The sequence below is a fragment of the Brevundimonas sp. M20 genome (genome assembly GCF_006547065.1).
Classification (GTDB): domain Bacteria; phylum Pseudomonadota; class Alphaproteobacteria; order Caulobacterales; family Caulobacteraceae; genus Brevundimonas.
The window spans coordinates 1890404-1903198 of sequence record NZ_CP041243.1; the positions used below are offsets into that span (position 1 = coordinate 1890404).

A 12795-nucleotide genomic window follows, 5' to 3' on the forward strand; every position below is an offset into this window, starting at 1 on the left:
GCCGTGTGGTTATCGGATGGGCAGGCCGTAGATCAACCCGGCAGGCCGCTGGTTCCATTGCGCATTGAGGCCCCGCTCCAGATCGAGCGACGAATCCGGGCCGATATTGCGCGCGAAGATTTCGCCGTAATTGCCTTCCGCCTCCAGCGCATTCTTCAGCCAGGATTTGGACAGGCCCAGCATGGGGCCGAAGTCGCCCTCCACGCCCAGCAGACGCCGGACCGCCGGATCACGGCTTTCAGCGGCCAGGGCGCCGACGTTCTGGCGCGTGACGCCCAGTTCCTCGGCCAGGATCAGGCCGTTCAGGGTCCAGCGCACGACCGAGGTCCAGGCTTCGTCGCCCCGCTTCACGGCCGGGCCCAACGGTTCCTTGGAGATCACCTCCGGCAGGATGGCGTGCTGATCCGGATCGGGCAGCAGGGTCCGGGCGGCGGCCAGTGCGGAAATGTCGGCGCTGAAGGCGTCGCAGTCTTCCTTCGCATAGGCCTCGCGCGCCGCTTCCTCATTGTCGGTGACGACGGGCGTGTAGGCGATGCCGCGCGCACGGAACCAGTCCGCCAGATTCAGCTCGCTGGTCGAGGCCCGCTGCACACAGATGCGCGCTCCGTTCAGCTCCGTCGCGCTGGACAGGTTCAGCGACCGCCGGACCAGGAAGCCCTGACCGTCGTAATAGTTGATCCCGGCGAAGCGCACGCCCTCCTGCGCCTCGCGCGACAGGGTCCACGACGTCTCACGCCAAAGCACGTCGACCCGGCCCGCGCGCAGGGCGTCGAAACGCTGGCTGGTGGTCAGGGGCACGAAGCGCACCGCGTTCGCATCGCCCAGCACCGCGGCCGCCAGCGCCCGGCAGAAGTCGGCGTCGAAGCCGCGCCACTGGCCGCGATTGTCGGTGTAGGCGAAACCGACCAGCCCCTCGTGCACGCCGCAGTTCAGACGGCCGCGCCGCTTCACCGCCTGCAGGGTCGGGCTGTCAAAGGCCGGGGCTTCGGTCGGGGCGGTTGCGACGGTCTCGTCCGCGGCGTCATCCTCGCGCGCGCCCCGTCCGCAGGCGGCGACCGCCAGCGTCAGGACCAGCGCCATCGCCGCCGTCCGAACCTTCATCCCGCCTGTCCGCATGCCGCGCCTCGTCAGTGTGTCCGCCAGACTTGCGCCCCGCCCCTTTTAGAGGCCTTTGAGCCCTGAACCGCAACCCCGCGAGCCGCCATGACCGACCGTTCCGACCGCACGCGCCTGATCGCCGGGGCCACCCGCCGCACATCAGGCCCCGGGCTCGGCCGTCGCCCGGTCTCCCCGCCGGTCGAGCGGGCCTCGACCCTGCTCAACGATTCGCCGTCCGCCATGCGGGACGGCTCCATCGGCCCGACCTACGGCATCGAGGACCTGTCCGCGGGGCGCGAACTGCGCGCGGCGCTGGCCGAATTGGAGGGGGCTTCCGACGTCTGGCTGGTCCCGTCCGGCCTCGCCGCCGTCACCGTGCCCCTGACCGCCCTGCTCCAGCCCGGCGATCAGGTGCTGACGACCGACGCCCTGTACGGCCCCACCCGCCGCTTCCTGTATCGCCACCTGCGGCCGCGCGGGATCGACACCGTCTTCCACCCCGCCGAGGCCGGGACCGAAGCCATCCTGTCCGCCCTGACCGACCGGACGAAGGTGATGCTGATCGAGTCGCCCGGCTCCCTGACCTTCGAGATGCAGGACGTCCCCGCCCTCGCCGCCGCCTGTCGCGAACGCGGTGTCCTGACGATCATGGACAACACCTGGGGCGCGGGTCTGGCCTTCAAGCCTCTGGCCCATGGCGTCGATGTCAGCGTTCAGGCCCTGACGAAGTACGCGGGCGGCCACTCCGACCTGCTGATGGGCTCCATCGCCGTCGCCGATGACATCGTCGGCAAACCGATCTTCGAGACGATTGAGGACCATGGCTGGCGCGTTACCTCCGACGACGCCTGGCTGGCCCTGCGCGGCCTGCGCACCCTGCCCTTGCGCTATGCCGAACAGGCCCGCTCGGCGCGGATCGTCGCCGACTGGCTCAAGGCCCGGCCCGAGGTCGCCGACGTGATCTGGCCCGCCCTGCCCGGCTCACCCGCCCACGACTTGTGGAGCCGCGACTACACCGGCGCCGCGTCCCTGTTCGGACTGGTGATGAAGGGCGGCGACACGGCCGCTGCCCACGCCCTGATGTCGGCCCTCAGCCTGTTCGGCCTCGGCTATTCCTGGGGCGGCTTCGAAAGCCTGATCACCCACGAGACCGCGCAATTGGCGATGCGCGGATCACCGCCGAAGCTGGCGGGCGAACTGCTGCGCCTGCATGTAGGGCTGGAAGACCCGGCGGAACTGATCGTCGATCTGGAAGTCGGGCTGGCGGCGTGGACGGCGGCGACGACCTGAGCGATCCTTGTTCGCGACGATGATTCTGGGGCGAACGATGAGCGCGGTTTCGGCAGCCTGTCTGGCGCTTCTGGCCCTGTCGACCGGCTGCGCGAAGCCGCAGCCGATAGCCAGGGCCGAGGCCGCCTGCGACATCGCCACACAGAAGGTCACTGAGCTAAGAGGCCTCCCGACCAGCCATGTCGCGCATTGCGAAAAGCTGGGTGAGGCGAACGGCTATTACCCCCTCGCCCTCTACGCCCATTGCAAGGAAGCGGTCTGCGGCAGCACCAGCATGGGCTGGTTCGCCGTCAGCAAGACGACCGGCGAAGTGTTCGAATGGGATGTCACGGCGTTGCGGGCGGGACCGCGCCTGAAAGAATAAACTTCGCGGGCCTTGGCACGCTCTCCGGGCTTCGACGCTGAATCCTGCCGATGGAAATTAGGCCGTCAAACTAGCGCTGTTCCGGCCCATCACCTGACGCTGACAGGAAGCGGCAGACGAACGATAGCGGCGCATAGACCTTGTGGTCAGCCAGCAGCAGCCGCTCGATCTGCCCCAATAGCCCGCCCACCTGCCGGATCGCCACTTCCCGGCTGACGATGACACGCGGCGCAAGGCTCTCGACGGGCACGCGGTAGGCGTTCAACCACTCGGCATCCAGTGTAACGTCTTCGCCGTCCAACACGGTATTGAAAGTCACATCGAAGCCCTGTTCGTAAATGCCGAACTTCCGGGCTCCCGTCGGCCAGATCAGCCAGCGACCGAATTGGATCAGGTCAGAAAGATTGATGGCCAAATCGTCCCAGCAAAGGGTCAAGCGCACCCCTGCCCAATCTATGCAGAAATCCGGTCGTCCCAAGGCTTCGAGCGCGTCCACGACCGCGCCCTGAAAATCGTAGTCGAGTTCCTTCAGCTCCCAGATACGCACGGCGCTCCAGTCGAGCACTGGCGGAGGCTCGGTCCACTGGATCGTCAGGGCGAACGGTTCAACAGGCGTCATCGCCAACTGAACTCTCCTCTCCCCGGTCCTAGCGAGAGTGCGATGCTCCGCTCTGTGCGAGGTCAGCTGAGCAGATGTAAAACCGGCTGTAAAACCATCAGCCGCAATCCCGCTCAAACCCTGGCGCGCCCTGCAGGATTCGAACCTGCGACCGTCCGCTTAGAAGATAGTGCGATAGTCCGAAATTTCAGCGCCTTAGGTGTAAAACCGCGCGTTATCTAACCTCGCCAGCGCTAAACCGACGGACGGGGTGTAAAACTTCAAGGACGCCAATGTCCGCTTTCGACCCAGAGCGGACTAGATTGATTTCGGCTTCGTTCGCCAAAATCGCAAAAATGCCGCCCTTAGCGTCAAACCGAATGCCGCGCCCACACAGCCGACGACAAGCCATGAGCCACTCAGCAAGCCGGCCACCATCAACAAACCGGCCCAGAGGACAAACTTGAAATCTGACGATGCGGCTCCCGAAGACATGAATGAGGCGGCGGCCAAACCTGCCCAAATAAGAACTGCGAGCAAGCAGCCGCCCAACAGGCCCGCGATGGCGCCGCGTGCCGACCAGCGAGCTGATCCTGATGCGCACACTACGAAGGCAAGGAGCGTCCACCAGAGCAGTGGGTCCCCGTAGATTGATCGACCGTCCACTCATCCCCCGGCATCGTGATCTGCCGATGCTAGCTCTGCGGAAGTCAGCTTTCTACCCTTAGCGGTCATTCAGAGAGTCCGCTTTCGGCGTGAGCACCCGCCGGGCCGTGTAAAACTTTTCAGGCCGATCCCGCTGAAACCCTGGCGCGCCCTGCAGGATTCGAACCTGCGACCGTCCGCTTAGAAGGCGGGTGCTCTATCCAGCTGAGCTAAGGGCGCTGAAGGGATGGCAAGGCCGTACCCGTAAGACCAAAATGGCTCAAGGGCTGCACGGTCGTCCGGCCTCAAGTCGCGCGAAGCGCGGTAGGCCAAACAGAAATGGCCTCAAGTAGCCGATAGGCGACAGGCCTAACAAAGAAGCACTGACCGCTATGCGGTCAGTGCGTCCACGACTGCTTGCGGTTGGTGGCGAAATTGTCGGCGTAGGCCTTGATGATCACCGGCGGCTCCTGCGGCTCGTGCAGGCGGAAGGCGATGCCGTGGCGCTCGGCGTAGGCGACGGCCTCTTCCCTGGTGTCGAAGGTCAGGCGGACCTGACCGTTCATGTCCGACGAGGAGGTCCAGCCCATCAGCGGGTCGATGGTGCGGGCCGAGGCCGGCTCGAACTCCAACCGCCAGTCTCTCGACTTGGCCTTGCCGGACTGCATGGCGGTCTTGGCGGGGCGGTAGATGCGAGCGATGGCCATCGGAATCCTCATTCGTCCGGCCGAAACCGGTCTCCGCGTCCTAAAAGCCTTCGGCATCAGGATCAAGGCGGATGGGCTCCGCGACGCCGCCTGCGCGGAAAATCCTTCGAATCTCCACATGCCTCTTGCGCCCGGACAGCGCATGAGTGGTCATCGACACCTTGAGGGATGAAGCCGGGGATGACGGACATGACCAGGACCAGTGACAGAGCGGGCGTGCCGCTGTGGCGGGTCGGACTTTGGGGCGGAATCGCCGCCCTTCTCGTGCTGCCGCTGATCGCGATGCAGTTCACCAGCGAGGTCGCCTGGACCGCGACCGATTTCCTGTTCGCGGCCATCCTGCTGGTCGGCGCGGGCGCGCTGTTCGAACTGGCGGCGTGGAAGGTGCGCGACCTGACCGGCCGTCTGGTGCTGGCGGCGGTCCTGATCGGCGCTGTGCTGCTGGTGTGGGCCGATGGGGCCGTGGGGATCTTCTGACCCCGTAAACTCTGGTCGGAGTGAGAGGATTCGAACCTCCGACCCTCTGCTCCCAAAACAGATGCGCTACCAGGCTGCGCCACACTCCGATCCAGAGCGGCGCGTCTTGCCACGCGCCGCCCCCGACCGCAATGCGCCGCGTGCTTATTCCGCGAAGAAGGGGTGATGAACCTTGTCGCCCGGCTTGGCGCCGATCTCGTCCGAGCGGCCGCCACGCAGTTCCAGCACGCCCATGGCCGGACCGTTGGACGGCAGGACCGTGTCGTTGTTCGGCGCCGCGTTCTTGACGATCGAGACGATGCGTCCGTGCGGGTCGAGATAGAGGATGTCCAGCGGGCTGGGCGTGTTGTGCATCCAGAAACCGCGCTCGGCCACGTCCGGGAACTGGAACAGCATGCCGCGATCATCGGCCAGCGGCGGGCGCTCCATCAGGCCGCGTTGACGCTCGGCGTCGTCATCGGCGATCTCGACCATGAATTTGTGCTCGCCGGTCGAGGTGGTGATCGACAGCGGCTCCATCGGCTCGCCGTTCGCCCCCTTGGGCGTGCCCATGGCGCAACCAGCCAGCAGCAGGGCGCCCGCGATGGCCGCCAGAATTCCACGACGATAGATCATACGCATCCGCCCTTGCACGAGGGCGGATACCTTATCCGCCCATTCTGATTTCAGCGACCACCAGCCCCTTGGGGCCATCGGCGAACCGCACCGAAACCGGCTCTCCGGGCAGAAGATCGTCCAGCCCGCAGCGCCGCAGCGTTTCGACATGGACGAAGATATCGCCGGCCTGTCCGTCGCGCACCACGAATCCGTAGCCCTTGGTGCGATTGAACCATTTGACCACGGCGGGCTCCAGCGGACCGCCGGAGCCCGCCGGAGGCGCGGCCCCCTGCTGGCGCAGACTGTCATAGCCGTTCCGCCGCGCGGGCGGCGCGGCGGCGGCGGCCGGATCGCCCGCGCCCAGCTCCACGATTTCGGTCACCTGCCAGCCCTTCGGACGGCGCACGCAGTCACAGGAGATCGGCGCGCCCTCGGCGGCGGTCTCATGCCCGCTGTCCCGCAGGCTGGAGATGTGGAGGAGCACGTCCTTGAGATCCGTCAGCCCCGGATCGTCAGGTACGATGAAGCCGTATCCCTTGCCGGGATCGAACCATTTGACCCGTCCGGCGATACGCACCGCGACCGCCGCCTCCCCAACCTCGTAGTCCGACACAACTTTCCCCCTGCCCGGGATCAGTACGGGCACGGCTTATTTAACACGGTTCTTCGAACCCCTGAAAAGCGAAAAATGTCCATTTTTCTAAGTTGTAGGGCGGCGATCGTTCAACCCTGCCCCACACATCTCTCCGCGCGCGCCACGGCCATGTTGATCCGGACCCGACGCATCCGGCGGCGGGGGCGAGTCTGTCGGCGATGTGGGGAGAAGCCCCCGCGTGGCAGTCCCTAGGGGAATCGAACCCCTCTTTTCAGGTTGAAAACCTGACGTCCTAACCGATAGACGAAGGGACCGCGGCGCGGGGAAGCGGCGATATAGCCGAGCCCATCCCGCAGGCCAATCCCCAATCTGACGACAGCGTCCCTGCCTCATCCTGAAACCGGATGGCGGACACGACGAGGCTAGTCGCGTTGACTGTGCGGAAAAGCGGTTCGGAATGTCCTGGAGGGGGCGGCCTGTTCAGACCAGAAGCCTTTGAAAGGCTAACCCCGCGTGGCAGTCCCTAGGGGAATCGAACCCCTCTTTTCAGGTTGAAAACCTGACGTCCTAACCGATAGACGAAGGGACCGCGGCGCGGGGAAGCGGCGATATAGCCAACGCCTCCGAAGGCTGCAACGCCTTTTTCGAGAAAAGTTCAGATCGCCGTTCCGGTCGGGCTCAGGGCTGGGCCATGCGGGGATCGGCGACGTCCTCGATCTCGAATTGCACGCCGCGACGGCCGTTCCAGTCGTCCGCCTTCAGACGACCGACCACGCTCAGCCCGCCGCCGCCCGACAGCAGGGCCTGACCGGTCGGCAGGTCGGCGCAGCGCCAGGCGATGGCCTTGACCGAGGCGCCGTCCGGGCCGGTCAGGCGGCAACGCACATGGCCGCCGTTCATGGCCACGGGCTCGCGCACCTGCACATGCTCCATGGCGAACAGGGGCTCGGGATTGCCCGGCCCGAAAGGCGCCAGGGCGTCGAACTGTTCGAACAGGGCGCGGGTGGCGGCGCGCGGCTCGATCAGGGCGTCGACCTCGACCGCGTCCAGCGCCTCGGCGGCGGCCTGTTCGCCGGCCATGCGGCCGTTCAGGAAGTCGCGCAGCTCGCCGATCCGGTCCGCCTTGACCGTCAGCCCGGCCGCCATGGCGTGCCCACCGCCGGCGAGGAGCACGCCCTCCTCCCACGCCGCCTGCACGGCCTTGCCCAGGTTCATGCCCGGCTGGGACCGGCCCGAGCCCTTGCCCACGCCGTTCACCGCATCCACGCCGATAACGATGACGGGCTTGCGCCAGCGCTCGCGCAGGCGACCCGCGACGATGCCGACCACGCCCGGATGCCAGTCCTCGCCCTCGACCACGACCACGGCGGAGCCGTCGTCATGCGCGCCCGTCGCCTCGACGCGGCGGATGGCCTGATCGATGACGGCCTTCTCGACCTCGCGCCGGGCGATGTTCAGGCTGTCCAGTTCGCGGGCCAGCTCTGCGGCCTCGGCGGGATCGTCGGTGGACAGCAGGCGCGCGCCCAGATCGGACTTGCCGATGCGTCCGCCCGCATTGATGCGCGGCCCAAGAATGAAGCCCGCGTGATTGACCTTGGCCGGACCTTCCTCGGCGCCCGCGGCGGCCAGCAGGGCTTTGAGGCCCGGATTGCTCCAGCTGGACATGACGTTCAGCCCGAGACTGGTCAGCGCCCGGTTGAAACCGGTCAAACCGGTCACGTCGCAGATGGCGCCCATCGCGGCCAGATCCAGCCACTGGCGGATGTCCGGTTGCTCGCGCGCCTCAAAGAGTCCCCTGCCCCGCGCCTCGCGGTTCAGCGCCGCCAGCAGGACGAAGACCACCCCGGCGGCGGCCAGATTGCCCTGCCCGGAGTTGCAGCCGGGCCGGTTAGGATTGACGACCGCCAGACAGGCCGGCGGCTGCTCGCGCATCATATGGTGGTCGATGACCACGACCTTCAGCCCGATCGCCGCGGCATGGGCGACCGCCTCATTGGCCGCCGCGCCGCAGTCCACGGTGACGACCAGATCGGCGCCGGACGCCTTCAGGGTGTCGAACGCCTTTGCGCTGGGGCCATAGCCCTCGGTGATGCGGTCCGGGACATAGATGGGCAGCTCGGCCCCCATCTGGCGGAACCAGCGCACCAGCAGCGCCGCGCTGGAGGCGCCGTCCACGTCATAGTCGGCGAAAACGTGGATCGACGATCCGGCCTGCAGGGCGTCGATGATCGCCGTCGCGGCGGCGTCCATGTCGGTGAAGCTGGACGGGTCCGGGAACAGGGCCTTCAGCGTCGGCGCCAGAAAGTCCTGCCCCTGATCGGCGCGCACGCCGCGCGACGCCAGCGCTCGCGCCAGCGGTTCATCGAGCCCCAGCGCCTGCATATGGGCGCGGATGACGCCCGGCTCGGCGGGCCTTTGCCGCCATGGGCGACCGGAAAGCGAGCGGGAGACGCCCAGAAACGCAGACGCCGAGGCCGGGGAGCTCCCGCCGCCGTTCGCCATCAGGCCACCGGACGCGTCGTGCGGATGCGCTGCACGGTGCGGGTCGAGGAATCCATCACCAGCGTATGGGTGGTGACGAAGCCGTCGCGGAAGTGGACGCCGTCCAGCATCGCGCCCTTGGTCACGCCCGTGGCGGCGAAGATGGCGTCCTTCGAAACCAGCTCGTGCAAGTCGTATTTGCGGTCGAAGTCGGTCACGCCGGTGCGGCGGGCGCGCTCGCGCTCGTCATCGTTGCGGAAGACCAGACGCCCCTGGAAGAAGCCGCCCACGCACTTCAGCGCCGAGGCCGCCAGCACGCCTTCCGGCGCGCCGCCCTGACCGAGGTACAGGTCGATGCCGGTTTCCGGCTCGGCGGTATGAATCACGCCCGCCACGTCGCCGTCGGTGATCAGCACCACCTTGGCGCCGACCTCGCGCAGGGCGGCGATCAGCTCGGCATGGCGCGGACGATCCATGACGCAGACCGTGATCTCAGTCGGGGAGACGCCCTTGGCCTTGGCCAGATTGCGCACGTTGTCCTGCGGGGTGAAGTCCAGATCGACCGTGCCGGCGGGGTAGCCCGGGCCGACCGCGATCTTGTCCATGTAGGTGTCCGGCGCGTGCAGCATGCCGCCCCCCGGCGACATCGACAGCACGCACAGGGCGTTGGCCATGGCCTTGGCCGTCAGGGTGGTGCCTTCCAGCGGGTCCAGCGCGATGTCGATGGCCGGGCCTTTGCCGGTGCCGACCTTCTCGCCGATGTAGAGCATCGGTGCCTCGTCCCGCTCGCCCTCGCCGATGACGATCTTGCCGTCGATATCCAGGGCGTTCAGCGCGGTGCGCATGGCGTCCACGGCCAGCTGGTCGGCCTTCTTCTCATCGCCGCGGCCGATCTGGGCGTAGCTGGCGATGGCGGCCAGTTCCGTGACGCGGGCGGCGTCCGCGGCGAGGGTCGAGGCGTAGGGGGCCGTGTCGGCCATGGGCGGTCTCCGTGAGCTTGATCCCCGGATTCTGTCGCCCGGGCGATTCTGAAAGGGGATTAGCGGCGGGCGACCGGCGGCGGGGCGCGGCCCCGTTCGCGCGCGGCCCGCAGATTCGCCTCGATCTCCGCCAGGGTTTCGGCGGTGGCCGGAGCGACCGGCGTGGCGGCGACCCGCTCGCGCACCTGATCGGCGAAAGCGGCGGCGTCGCCGGTGGTCTGCCAGTCGATTCGCGCCGCCTCGCCCGCCAGGGCACCGGCGGAAACACGCAAGGTGTTCACCTCGACCGCCAGCTGAACCGGCTCAGGCGCGGCCTCGCCCTTCGGAAAATCCTCCCAGCGGGGATATTCGCGGTTCGCGTCGACCAGCGCCTGGGCCTGCGGCAAGACCGGCGAGCTCATGTCGCCGCGCGGAGAGAACGCGGCCCCGCAGGCCGACAACAGGCCCGCGCCCGTCAGGACGACGCACAGCGCAGCATTTTTCCGGATCAGCGCGTTCATTTCACTGGCGGTCATATGCCATGATCGTGACAGGCGGAAGGGCGGCGCGAGTCCTTTACGTCCAATAATGACGCGCAGCAGGAACCGCAGCATGGCCCGACGCCCCACCGTCCCGCCGCCCGCAGCCTCCTCCGGGGAGGCGGAAAAGGCGCCGCGCCGCTCCGGCCGCCCGACCTCGGCCAAGCCCCCTCGTCCCCGCGCCGCCAAGTCAAAGGCCGCCGCCGCGCCTGAGCCGGATCCCGCTCCCACGCCTCAACCTGAGCCGCGACAGGAACCGGACCCCGGCTCGCAAGCCGGGCCGGACGCCGGGGCCTACGGCGCCGAGCAACGGGAAATGCTCGAGACCCTGTCTTTCAATCTCGCCAAGGCGGTGATGACCGCCCAGACCGCCATCGCGGAGGCCGCGCTCAGTCAGGCGGATCGCCCGGCGGCCCTGTCGCCCGATCCGTTCAACGTCGGCCCGGCCATGACTTCGGTGATGTCCAGCCTCGCCGCGCGTCCCGACCGGCTGTTCAGCGCCCAGGCGGACCTGTTCAACCGCTATATGGACCTGTGGGCCAGCACCGCCCGCCGCGCGGCCGGCGATGACGTCGCCCCCGCCGCCTCCCGGGACAAGCGTTTCAAGGATCCCGCCTGGTCCGAGAACCCGATGTTCGACGTCATGCGCCAATCCTATCTGGTCACCGCCGACTGGATGAACGGACTGGTCGCCTCGGTCGACGATGTGGATCCGCGCACCAAGCGCCGCGCCGAGTTCTTCACCAAGCTGCTGACCGACGCCTTCTCGCCTTCGAACTTCCTCGCCTCCAACCCGGTCGCCCTGAAGGCGCTGGCCGAGAGCAACGGCGAGTCGCTCGTGCGCGGGATGCAGAATTTCGCCGCCGATCTGGAGCGCGGCCACGGCAAGCTGAAGATCAGTCAGGCCGACGACGGCGGCTTCGAGGTCGGGGTCAATGTCGCCACCGCCCCGGGTCAGGTCGTCTGGCGCGACGATCTGTTCGAACTGCTCCAGTACGACCCGGCTACCCCGACCCAGCACGCCGTCCCGCTGCTGATCTTCCCGCCGTGGATCAACAAATTCTACATTCTGGACCTTCAGCCGGCGAACTCGATGATCCGCTGGCTCTCGGCCCAAGGCTTCACGGTCTTCGTCTGTTCATGGGTCAATCCGGACAGGGACAAGGCCGATTACGGTTTTGACGATTATCTGGAGAAGGGCGTCTACCGCGCTGTCGAAAAGGTGCTGGAGCAGACTGGCTCTAAGCACGTCAACACGGTCGGCTACTGCATCGGCGGCACCCTGATGGGGGCGGCGCTGGCCCATATGGCGGAAAAGGGCGACGACCGGGTCTCGGCCAACACCTTCTTCGCGGCCCAGCATGACTTCGCCGAGGCCGGCGACCTGCTGCTGTTCACCGACGAGCACTGGCTGGCCGAAATCGAGCAGCAGATGGACGCCGCGGGCGGCGTGCTGCCCGGCGCGGCCATGGCGGACACCTTCAACGCCTTGCGGGCCAACGATCTGATCTGGTCGTTCTTCGTCTCGAACTATCTGATGGGCAAAGCGCCGCCCGCTTTCGATCTGCTGGCCTGGAACTCGGACCAGACCCGTATGCCCAAGGCCCTGCACATGGACTATCTGCGCTCCATGTACGGACGTAACGCCCTGACCGGTGGCGACTTCACCATCGGCGGCGTCACCGTCGACCTGTCGAAGGTAACCATCCCGCTCTATTTCCAGGCCAGCCGCGAGGACCACATCGCGCCGATGAACTCGGTCTATCGCTCGGCCCGCGCCTTCTCCGGCGCCGACGTGACCCTGACACTGGCCGGCTCCGGCCATATCGCGGGGGTCGTGAACCCGCCGTCGGCGAATAAGTACCAGCACTGGATCAACCCCGCCCTGCCCGCCACGCTCGAGGAATGGCAGGCCGGAGCCGTTGAACATCCCGGAAGCTGGTGGAACCACTGGGCCGACTGGCTGCATGACAAGTCCGGCCCGCAGGTCCCCGCCCGCGATCCGAAATCAGGCCCGCTCAAGCCGCTCGAACCGGCCCCCGGCAGCTATGTGAAAGTAAAGTCTTGAAGCGTATCGAACCCAATCTGCTGCTGGCGATCTCGACCGCCAGCGCCCTGATCCTCGTCCTGGCGACCATCCATCTCTTCGGCGCGCCGGGCCAGGATCTGCGCAACATCCTGCTGGTGATCATCTGCACCGGGGGCTTCGTGCTGCTCAACCCGATCATGCTCAAGATGATGAAGATCGCGCCGCGTCCGCCGCTGATCCACCCGGACAGCCCGTCGACCATGCTGTGGGCCGCCCTGTTCCCGATGGCGATCATCCTCGCCGCCGCCGTGCCGGTGTTCTGGCCCGGTCAGGATTACGGCCTCCTCGTCCTGATCGCCGCGGTATGGTTCGGCGCGACCGTGGAGTCCGCCCTCAAGGTGCTGCGCCCGCGCTGA

13 protein-coding genes and 4 tRNA genes are annotated in these 12795 nt (G+C 67.2%); 5 read left to right on the top strand and 12 right to left on the bottom strand.

The genetic code is table 11. The annotated features are described in order from the left end of the window. Window positions 1-9: 9 nt before the first annotated feature. Entirely contained in the window at window positions 10-1101 is a 1092-nt protein-coding gene (locus FKQ52_RS09115; RefSeq protein WP_141626897.1) for an amino acid ABC transporter substrate-binding protein, read from the bottom strand. A gap of 102 nt (window positions 1102-1203) precedes the next feature. Between FKQ52_RS09115 and metC the strand changes: the two genes are divergently transcribed. Further along, window positions 1204-2388 carry a cystathionine beta-lyase gene (gene metC, locus FKQ52_RS09120; protein ID WP_141626898.1) on the top strand — a complete coding sequence of 395 codons (1185 nt, stop codon included), beginning with the start codon at window positions 1204-1206 and terminating at the stop codon, window positions 2386-2388. 7 nt (window positions 2389-2395) lie between these two features. Beyond that, complete coding sequence (locus FKQ52_RS09125) at window positions 2396-2752, top strand: hypothetical protein (RefSeq protein WP_141626899.1); 357 nt, start codon at window positions 2396-2398, stop codon at window positions 2750-2752. A gap of 70 nt (window positions 2753-2822) precedes the next feature. Here FKQ52_RS09125 and FKQ52_RS09130 read toward each other — a convergent pair whose 3' ends face one another. The 3 genes from FKQ52_RS09130 to FKQ52_RS09140 all read right to left on the bottom strand — a co-directional run bounded on the left by FKQ52_RS09130 (window position 2823) and on the right by FKQ52_RS09140 (window position 4702). Continuing rightward, window positions 2823-3377 (bottom strand): hypothetical protein, encoded by a 555-nt coding sequence (locus FKQ52_RS09130; protein WP_141626900.1) that lies wholly within the window; start codon window positions 3375-3377, stop codon window positions 2823-2825. A 781-nt stretch (window positions 3378-4158) separates the two neighbouring features. Further along, window positions 4159-4235 (bottom strand) — tRNA-Arg (locus FKQ52_RS09135). Window positions 4236-4393: 158 nt separating this feature from the next. Beyond that, window positions 4394-4702, bottom strand: a complete 309-nt coding sequence (locus FKQ52_RS09140) for an ETC complex I subunit (RefSeq protein ID WP_141626901.1) — start codon at window positions 4700-4702, stop codon at window positions 4394-4396. Window positions 4703-4891: 189 nt separating this feature from the next. Here FKQ52_RS09140 and FKQ52_RS09145 point away from each other — a divergent pair, with 189 nt between their 5' ends. Further along, a complete protein-coding gene (locus FKQ52_RS09145) occupies window positions 4892-5179 on the top strand; it encodes a hypothetical protein (RefSeq protein WP_240811604.1) in 288 nt (95 codons plus the stop codon). Between the two features lie 12 nt (window positions 5180-5191). Here the strand turns inward: FKQ52_RS09145 and FKQ52_RS09150 are convergent. The 8 genes from FKQ52_RS09150 to FKQ52_RS09185 form a co-directional block, all read right to left on the bottom strand. Further along, window positions 5192-5268, bottom strand: a tRNA-Pro gene (locus tag FKQ52_RS09150). Window positions 5269-5323: 55 nt separating this feature from the next. Further along, window positions 5324-5800, bottom strand: a complete 477-nt coding sequence (locus FKQ52_RS09155; RefSeq protein ID WP_168196820.1) for a DUF192 domain-containing protein — start codon at window positions 5798-5800, stop codon at window positions 5324-5326. 25 nt (window positions 5801-5825) lie between these two features. Beyond that, on the bottom strand, window positions 5826-6389 hold the full coding sequence (locus FKQ52_RS09160; RefSeq protein ID WP_141626903.1) for a cold-shock protein: 564 nt from the start codon (window positions 6387-6389) through the stop codon (window positions 5826-5828). Between the two features lie 221 nt (window positions 6390-6610). Continuing rightward, window positions 6611-6685 (bottom strand) — tRNA-Glu (locus tag FKQ52_RS09165). Between the two features lie 200 nt (window positions 6686-6885). After that, window positions 6886-6960, bottom strand: a tRNA-Glu gene (locus FKQ52_RS09170). An 89-nt stretch (window positions 6961-7049) separates the two neighbouring features. Further along, window positions 7050-8873, bottom strand: a complete 1824-nt coding sequence (gene recJ / locus FKQ52_RS09175) for a single-stranded-DNA-specific exonuclease RecJ (RefSeq protein ID WP_141626904.1) — start codon at window positions 8871-8873, stop codon at window positions 7050-7052. Then, on the bottom strand, window positions 8873-9832 hold the full coding sequence (gene glpX, locus FKQ52_RS09180; protein ID WP_141626905.1) for a class II fructose-bisphosphatase: 960 nt from the start codon (window positions 9830-9832) through the stop codon (window positions 8873-8875). The genes recJ and glpX overlap by 1 nt, the downstream gene beginning before the upstream one ends. 59 nt (window positions 9833-9891) lie before the next feature. Then, entirely contained in the window at window positions 9892-10425 is a 534-nt protein-coding gene (locus FKQ52_RS09185) for a hypothetical protein (RefSeq protein WP_240811605.1), read from the bottom strand. Here FKQ52_RS09185 and phaC point away from each other — a divergent pair. Both phaC and FKQ52_RS09195 read left to right on the top strand, forming a co-directional pair. Next, on the top strand, window positions 10424-12418 hold the full coding sequence (gene phaC / locus FKQ52_RS09190; RefSeq protein ID WP_141626906.1) for a class I poly(R)-hydroxyalkanoic acid synthase: 1995 nt from the start codon (window positions 10424-10426) through the stop codon (window positions 12416-12418). The genes FKQ52_RS09185 and phaC overlap by 2 nt on opposite strands. Beyond that, the gene (locus FKQ52_RS09195; RefSeq protein ID WP_141626907.1) at window positions 12415-12795 is read left to right on the top strand and encodes a hypothetical protein; all 381 of its coding nucleotides are present in this window, start codon (window positions 12415-12417) and stop codon (window positions 12793-12795) included. The genes phaC and FKQ52_RS09195 overlap by 4 nt, the downstream gene beginning before the upstream one ends.

Coding starts and splice junctions, on each gene's coding strand:
- phaC (WP_141626906.1), top strand. CDS start 10,424: ATGGCCCGACGCCCCACCGTCCCGCCGCCCGCAGCCTCCTCCGGGGAG.
- FKQ52_RS09140 (WP_141626901.1), bottom strand. CDS start 4,702: ATGGCCATCGCTCGCATCTACCGCCCCGCCAAGACCGCCATGCAGTCC.
- metC (WP_141626898.1), top strand. CDS start 1,204: ATGACCGACCGTTCCGACCGCACGCGCCTGATCGCCGGGGCCACCCGC.
- glpX (WP_141626905.1), bottom strand. CDS start 9,832: ATGGCCGACACGGCCCCCTACGCCTCGACCCTCGCCGCGGACGCCGCC.
- FKQ52_RS09155 (WP_168196820.1), bottom strand. CDS start 5,800: ATGCGTATGATCTATCGTCGTGGAATTCTGGCGGCCATCGCGGGCGCC.
- recJ (WP_141626904.1), bottom strand. CDS start 8,873: ATGGCGAACGGCGGCGGGAGCTCCCCGGCCTCGGCGTCTGCGTTTCTG.
- FKQ52_RS09185 (WP_240811605.1), bottom strand. CDS start 10,425: ATGCTGCGGTTCCTGCTGCGCGTCATTATTGGACGTAAAGGACTCGCG.
- FKQ52_RS09145 (WP_240811604.1), top strand. CDS start 4,892: ATGACCAGGACCAGTGACAGAGCGGGCGTGCCGCTGTGGCGGGTCGGA.
- FKQ52_RS09115 (WP_141626897.1), bottom strand. CDS start 1,101: ATGAAGGTTCGGACGGCGGCGATGGCGCTGGTCCTGACGCTGGCGGTC.